Source organism: Chitinophaga sp. (assembly GCF_036569185.1).
Lineage (GTDB): Bacteria > Bacteroidota > Bacteroidia > Chitinophagales > Chitinophagaceae > Chitinophaga.
Window position 1 is genome coordinate 1 of the sequence record NZ_DATCRD010000359.1, and the last position, 6,784, is coordinate 6,784.

Consider the following 6,784-nt stretch of genomic DNA (forward strand, 5'->3'; position numbering starts at 1 on the left):
AGGCGAAGGTATCCGCTTAAATCTCCCCAAATCTTTTTAATCATTACAGGATCCAATCACGGTAATCAGTATAATCATCATAATCCTGAGTCAGACAACCTTCGCGTATGCAAAGCATACGCAAAGCACTGGCTTTACCCGTGCTCAGGGAGTGGACATTACGCGGACAGGAGGTGGACTTGATCACGCAACCCTCTCCTGTAGCAGGTATCCGAGGAATTTCTGCATTCCCTGCCGTTTTGCCGGCGTTAGCGGATAGCTGATATTATGGACATAATAAGTAGTAAGATCGTATACTGCATAAGGGTTTTCAGCCACTACTGCCGGTATGTTCTGTGTACCGATACCGGTAGCATTGTTAAACTCCTTTATAAATTCAGCCGGCAGGGGCTTATTGCTGATCCAGGCGGCGAAGATAAAGGGCAGGCTGGTAAAACGCACCCAATGCTCTGCCAGGTCATAAATATAAGGAGAGATTTTTCGCTGTTCCAGGGCCCGGTCGCCGATCACCAGTCCCGCATCAGTGCCTTTGATCTTATCCTGGAAGGCGCCATTGGTGTTCACAAATTCCACATCCAGCTTCCAGTACTCACGTACCAGCACTTTCAGCAGCGCTACCGATGTACGGCTCTGGTAGTCCAGGTAAATACGTTTGATCTCATTCAGGGGCACATCGCTGTATAAACAAACGGAGGCCACTGGTCCTTCGGCTCCGATACAATAATCTGCAATGATATGATATTCCTTCAGCTTAGGAATAATAGCTACCGGCACCAGCGCTACATCCACCTCTCCATCTATCAGCTGCTGGGCTATTTTAGCGGGATAATCCATCGATAATTCCATCATCTCCATCACCGGATGATTCCTGAATCCATACAATAAAGGCTTCGTATTCAAATAACTTACAGCCGCAACTTTTACTTTCCGTTCCAATTTCAGTAATTTTGAAGCTGCAAAAGTAATTAAATCCCGGTTAACAAGTTCCAAATGAATAATTGTGGTCCTGTAAATCAGGATTTAGGGGGAACTTGCAGCCATTCAAACATGTTAATAGTAATACTGGAATACATACATTATGCAACTACAACCTTTAACTGCCATTTCTCCGCTGGACGGGCGCTATCGCAAACAACTGGACGAGCTGGCCAATTATTTTTCTGAATTTGCGTTGATCCGTTACCGTGTGATGGTAGAGGTGGAATATTTTATTGCGCTTTCCGAGCAGAAACTGTTTACCCTGCCCAAAGCCAAGTTCCCCTCCCTGCGTAAAATTTACCAGGAGTTCACCATCGAGAACGCACAACTGATCAAAGACACAGAGAAAATTACCAACCACGATGTGAAGGCAGTTGAATATTTCCTGAAAAATGAACTGAAGAACCTGGGCCTGGAAGATAAACTGGAGTGGGTACATTTCGGCCTTACTTCGCAGGATGTAAACAATACCGCTACCCCGCTGCTCTGGAAAGACGCCGTGGAACAGGTATACATGCCTGCCCTGGCCAACCTGATCCTGGAACTGAAGAAACTGGGACAGTCATGGATGAAAGTGCCGATGCTGGCCCGTACTCACGGTCAGCCTGCCTCTCCTACCATTCTGGGTAAAGAGATCCTGGTGTTTGTAGAACGGTTGGAAGGACAGGTGAACCTGCTCGGCCACATTCCTTTTGCAGCAAAGTTTGGCGGCGCCACCGGTAATTTTAACGCACATCACGTGGCTTTCCCAAAGATCAACTGGGAGAAGTTCGGCGAGAAATTCGTGAACACCACGCTGGGACTGCAACGTATGAAGTATACCACGCAGATTGAGCATTATGATAACATCTCTGCACAGTTTGATGCCCTGAAACGGATCAACACCATATTACTGGACTTCTGCCGCGATGTATGGACTTACATCTCCATGGATTACTTCAAACAGAAGATCAAAAAGAACGAAGTAGGTTCCTCCGCGATGCCGCATAAAGTGAACCCCATCGATTTTGAAAATGCTGAAGGTAACCTCGGACTGGCTAACGCATTGTTTGAGCACCTGAGCGCCAAGTTGCCGGTTTCCCGCCTGCAGCGCGATCTGACCGATTCCACCGTATTACGCAACCTTGGTGTTCCGTTTGGCCATACCCTGCTGGCTACAAAATCTATCCGGAAAGGGCTGGACAAACTGATCCTGAACGAAGCAAAACTGAAAGACGACCTGGAAAATAACTGGGCCGTAGTAGCGGAAGCGATTCAAACCGTATTACGCCGTGAAAACTATCCCCAGCCATACGAAGCCCTGAAAGAGCTGACCCGTGGCGGAGAACAGATCACACAGAAAAGCATGCATAAATTTGTGGACGGCCTGAAGATCAGCGCCGCCCTCAAAAAAGAACTGAAAGCCATTACACCACATAACTATACCGGTTTGTGGTAAGTTTAAAAATAAAAAAAGCTCCGTCTTATGAGACGGAGCTTTTTCCTGACTCCCGAAAGCAATTAATTAACTGCGATCAATGCGTTAGTAGCGTAATAGCCGCGGTTAAACAAACGCTGTTCCATGTGTATTAATTTCTATTCCCTTCTTTCCTTTGTTATTGGCAATCGCCGGTGACTCATTTCTCCTACAGATAAAAAACAAACTGCCTGCACCAGGCCACACCGGCCATTGCATCAGATCTTTCCAGGGAATGAGTCTTACTTGAAAACTACCGGGATACCGGGGGTGATAACAACTCAGGGTCTTAAAGCTGACGCAAAGATATAGTATTACAAAATAATCATAGACATTTTTTTGTTAATAACTGGTTAATGATAATATAACGAAAACCCGCGCTCAGAACACATCTTTAAGATGTTCCAATTCCCAGGTATCTCCCCGAAAGGTGATGGCAATAATATCAAACCGGATGGCCACCGGGGTAAGATGGTAACACAACAGATAATCGGTGGCCACGCTGCGGATATGTTCTTCCTTGCGGGCATTCACTGCTTCCTCCGGCCACCCGAAGCGATCTGTACTGCGTGTTTTTACTTCTATAAAATAAATTTGTTTTTCTTTTTGGGCGATGATATCAATTTCCTTCCTGCCGGATTTCCAGTTCACATGCAGGATAGCACAGTAACGGCGCACATATGCCTGTGCAATTAATTCGCCCCGTTGCCCGAGGGATAAATGATTGGCCATTTTGTTACTGGATTTAGGTATAACAAACAATTTAGTTCCGGGTGTAGGGAATTATTTATTCCTAACACCTATTTTTGCAGGCATATAAAATTATCGATTCCCTGGTATTTAACAAGTAAAACAGATTACTATATATGAACTTATTCAGACTGGAAGGAAAAGTACAGCATTACGCATGGGGCGGATATAAATATATTCCGGAACTGTTGGGAATTACCCCTTCGGATCAGCCCAGCGCAGAATACTGGATGGGGGCGCATCCCAGCGCACCATCCAATATTACTACTGCCAGCGGACAGGTACCGCTGAATGAACTGATCAAAACAGACCCCGCCAACATCACCGGCCCGGCGGTTTGGGAACGGTTTAAGGAGCTGCCTTTTCTCTTTAAGATCCTGGATGTAAAAGACATGTTATCTATCCAGGTACACCCTACCAAAAGTGAAGCAGAGAAAGGATTTGCGAGGGAGAATGCAGAAGGTATTCCATTGAATGCGCCTTACCGCAATTATAAAGACAACAACCATAAGCCTGAAATTATGGTGGCGCTGAGCGAGTTTTATCTGCTCCACGGTTTCCTTCCACATGAAAAATTACTGGAAGTGCTGAAAACCGTTCCTGAGTTCACCTCACTGGTAAGTATATACGAAAAAGAAGGTTACTATGGCTTGTATAAAAATGTAATGGAGATGCCGCAGCCGCTGGTAAACATCCTTCTCCGACCGCTGACTGACCGTGTGATCCTTCCCTATAAAGCGAACAAACTGTCTAAAACCGATCCTGGTTTCTGGGCAGCCCGCGCAGTGTTGAATGATCCCAACAGCAAAGATAAACTGGATCGTGGCATCTTCTCCATTTATTTCTTCAACATCATGCAGGTGCAGCCAGGCGATGCCGTATTCCAGGACGCAGGAATCCCCCATGCTTACCTGGAAGGCCAGAACGTAGAGCTGATGGCCAATTCAGACAATGTGCTGCGGGGCGGTCTTACTCCCAAACATGTGGATGTGCCCGAACTTCTGAAGCATACCCGCTTTGAAGGCGTGCATCCGCATATTATCAAAGGCGATGTAAGCGCCGATGGCCTGGAAAGGATCTATCCTTCCCCTGCGCCGGATTTTGAGGTGAGCAAAATTGATCTTCGCGTCGGACAGGTATACAAGCATACCGCCAAAGCTGCGGAGATACTGATCGTAATAAAAGGCAACGCCACTATCAAAGGCGAGGACACGCTGGCGTTGCAAAAAGGGCAATGCGCCTTTGCGGCGTATGGCGCTTCCTACGAGATCAGCACCAACGGTGAAGCAGAGCTGTTCAAGGCAACGGCGAATGTGTAGGAGGTGAACGCCTTCGGCGTTTGTCTTGGAACACTGATTACGCTGATTTTGATGATTAGTTTGATTTTTATTTTTTGTTTTATTTATAAATAACAAAGGGAGATAGAAGCGATTCGCTTTTATCTCCCTTAATTATTTTCAAATTCTAAAATAAAATCAAACTAATCATCAAAATCAGCGTAATCAGTGTTCCAAGACAAAATCCGCTCAGATCGCGATCACCGTTTTCCCTTTGGCTTTCGCCTGGCGGCTCAACGCAATGGCTGCCGGCGCGTCTTCCAGCCTGATTTTGTTTTCGACGGGGATGCTAAGCGCTCCGCGGTCGATGATCAGTGTGAGCGTATCCAGCGATGCAGCGCTGCCTTGTGTTTCAAAGTTGCCGCCATGAAGGTTCCTGCTTTTCAGCGCCTCTTCCTTTGCCACGAAGGTGGTGGTGAGCGCGCCGCTGCCGGGCTTCAGTAAATCGAGGTTAGCTTCAAAACCTTCCTCATTGCTGATCAGGTCCAGCAGGCCGTCTATTCCTTCCGGGTGTTTTTCTTTTACCTGCGCGGTCAATGAGGCTGTTTTATAGTTGACGGTTTCCGCTGCGCCCAGTTGCTTCATTCTTTCTGCACCAGCTTCGTCGGATACGGTGGCCATCACATGTATGCCCTGGGCTGCTGCCAGTTGCACGGCAAATGAGCCTACACCGCCGGTAGCGCCCACAATCAGCAGGGTTTTGCCTTCCTGGAGATCCAGTTTATCCAGCAATTGCTGGGCCGTCATGCCGGAAGTAGGTACTGCAGCTGCTTCTACTGCTGATATGGAGGTTGGCGCTTTGGTAATACCTGATTTTTCCGGCACAATCGCATATTCCGCATAGGAGCCTTCCCCGATAGGCGAATGAATAAACTGGCCGTAGATCTTATCGCCTACCTTAAACCGGGTTACGCCCTCTCCTACTTCTTCTATGGTACCGGCGCCATCCACGCCCATGATAAGAGGGAACTGGTGTTTCATTTTCCCGTCGTTCATAATACCATCGATCATTTTCCAGTCGAACGGGTTCATGCCGGCAGCAGCTACTTTTACCAGCACGGTTCCTGGTCGTACTACGGGTTTCGGCAGATCCATCACCACGGGAATGTCTTTGAATTTTGATACGGCTACGGCTTTCATAATCATATTTTTTTATGTAGATAGATACATTTACGGTCATAGTCTCGGATCCACGGGCTCACTCTCCAGTGCTAAAATACCAAATACGCATTGATGTACCAGCTGTAAAGGTGCATTATTTACAAACCGGTCCAGCCCCTCCAGGCCCAGCGCGAATTCCCGCAGTGCCAGGGAGCGTTTGCCCGACAGTTTGCGGCTGCGCAGCCGGACAAGATTTTCAGGCGCATCATACTCCGGGCCGTAAATAATACGGAGGTATTCCTTTCCGCGGATCTTAACGGCGGGTTGTATGAGCCCTTTGGCATCCCTGGCTATGAAGGTGGCGGGTTTGATCACCATACCTTCCCCACCGGCGGCAGTAAGACTTTCCCACCAGCTGATGGCCGCCTGTTCACTGGCTTCATTACCAATTTCCACTTCCACAAAGGGAGTTACTACCAGTAACTGTTCATTACCGGCACAAATATCTTTGATGGCAGACATATGCCAGGTGTGATCCCTATCGAAATACGTTTTGCCTTCCGTGGCCATAATATGAAATGGCGCCAGCTTATAATCGTCCAGCGATTCTACCGGCCAGCAGTACTGGCGGTAAGCTTTTACATAGCTACCCGTTTGCTCCAGGCGGCGGGAATACTTTTCCAGTAATGTCTGCGCCGGCACGCCCTGTGCCACCGCCTGCCGTAAAGCATCCACCACTACAGGCAACGATTGTGTAGCTGCCGTTCCTACAGCAGCATATTGATTTTGCAGCAATGCCTGGGCCTTTGCGCTCCAGGGCATCAGTTCCGCATCCAGGCAAACCCAGTCGGTTTCAAAAGTATCATAGAACCCGGTATTGATCAACGCTGTGTTAATATGGGCAATGAAATCCTGTTCTGTTGCCTTATCGTTGAAAAAGCTGCGGCCCGTTCTCGTATATACAATACCGTTACCTTCGCCGGTCACGCCGAAACGCTTTGTTGCTGCGGCTTCATCTCGGCAAACAATTACCACGGCGCGGGAGCCCATGTGCTTTTCTTCGCAGATCACCTTTGTAACCCCTGCGTCCCTGAAATACTGCAATCCTTCCGCCGGGTGCTCCAGCATGCCTTCTTCCCGGCTGGTTTCTGCGGGCGACATG

General features: G+C 48.0%; 5 protein-coding genes and 1 pseudogene. 2 read left to right on the plus strand and 4 right to left on the minus strand.

Annotated elements, in window-relative coordinates:
• Window positions 1-183: 183 nt before the first annotated feature.
• Window positions 184-936, minus strand: coding sequence for a menaquinone biosynthesis protein (locus VIM72_RS27460; protein ID WP_332006010.1), 753 nt, complete (start codon window positions 934-936; stop codon window positions 184-186).
• A gap of 142 nt (window positions 937-1,078) precedes the next feature.
• On the opposite strand from VIM72_RS27460, the gene purB reads away from it, so the two are divergent.
• A complete protein-coding gene (gene purB, locus VIM72_RS27465; protein WP_332006011.1) occupies window positions 1,079-2,416 on the plus strand; it encodes an adenylosuccinate lyase in 1,338 nt (445 codons plus the stop codon).
• Window positions 2,417-2,815: 399 nt separating this feature from the next.
• Here purB and VIM72_RS27470 read toward each other — a convergent pair whose 3' ends face one another.
• Window positions 2,816-3,166 (minus strand): YraN family protein, encoded by a 351-nt coding sequence (locus tag VIM72_RS27470; protein WP_332006012.1) that lies wholly within the window; start codon window positions 3,164-3,166, stop codon window positions 2,816-2,818.
• A 134-nt stretch (window positions 3,167-3,300) separates the two neighbouring features.
• Between VIM72_RS27470 and manA the strand changes: the two genes are divergently transcribed.
• Window positions 3,301-4,503 carry a mannose-6-phosphate isomerase, class I gene (manA, locus tag VIM72_RS27475; RefSeq protein WP_332006013.1) on the plus strand — a complete coding sequence of 401 codons (1,203 nt, stop codon included), beginning with the start codon at window positions 3,301-3,303 and terminating at the stop codon, window positions 4,501-4,503.
• Between the two features lie 207 nt (window positions 4,504-4,710).
• Here the strand turns inward: manA and VIM72_RS27480 are convergent, their stop codons facing one another.
• A complete protein-coding gene (locus VIM72_RS27480; RefSeq protein ID WP_332006014.1) occupies window positions 4,711-5,661 on the minus strand; it encodes an NADP-dependent oxidoreductase in 951 nt (316 codons plus the stop codon).
• 36 nt (window positions 5,662-5,697) lie between these two features.
• A pseudogene (locus VIM72_RS27485) lies at window positions 5,698-6,784 on the minus strand (polynucleotide kinase-phosphatase); the annotation flags it as partial.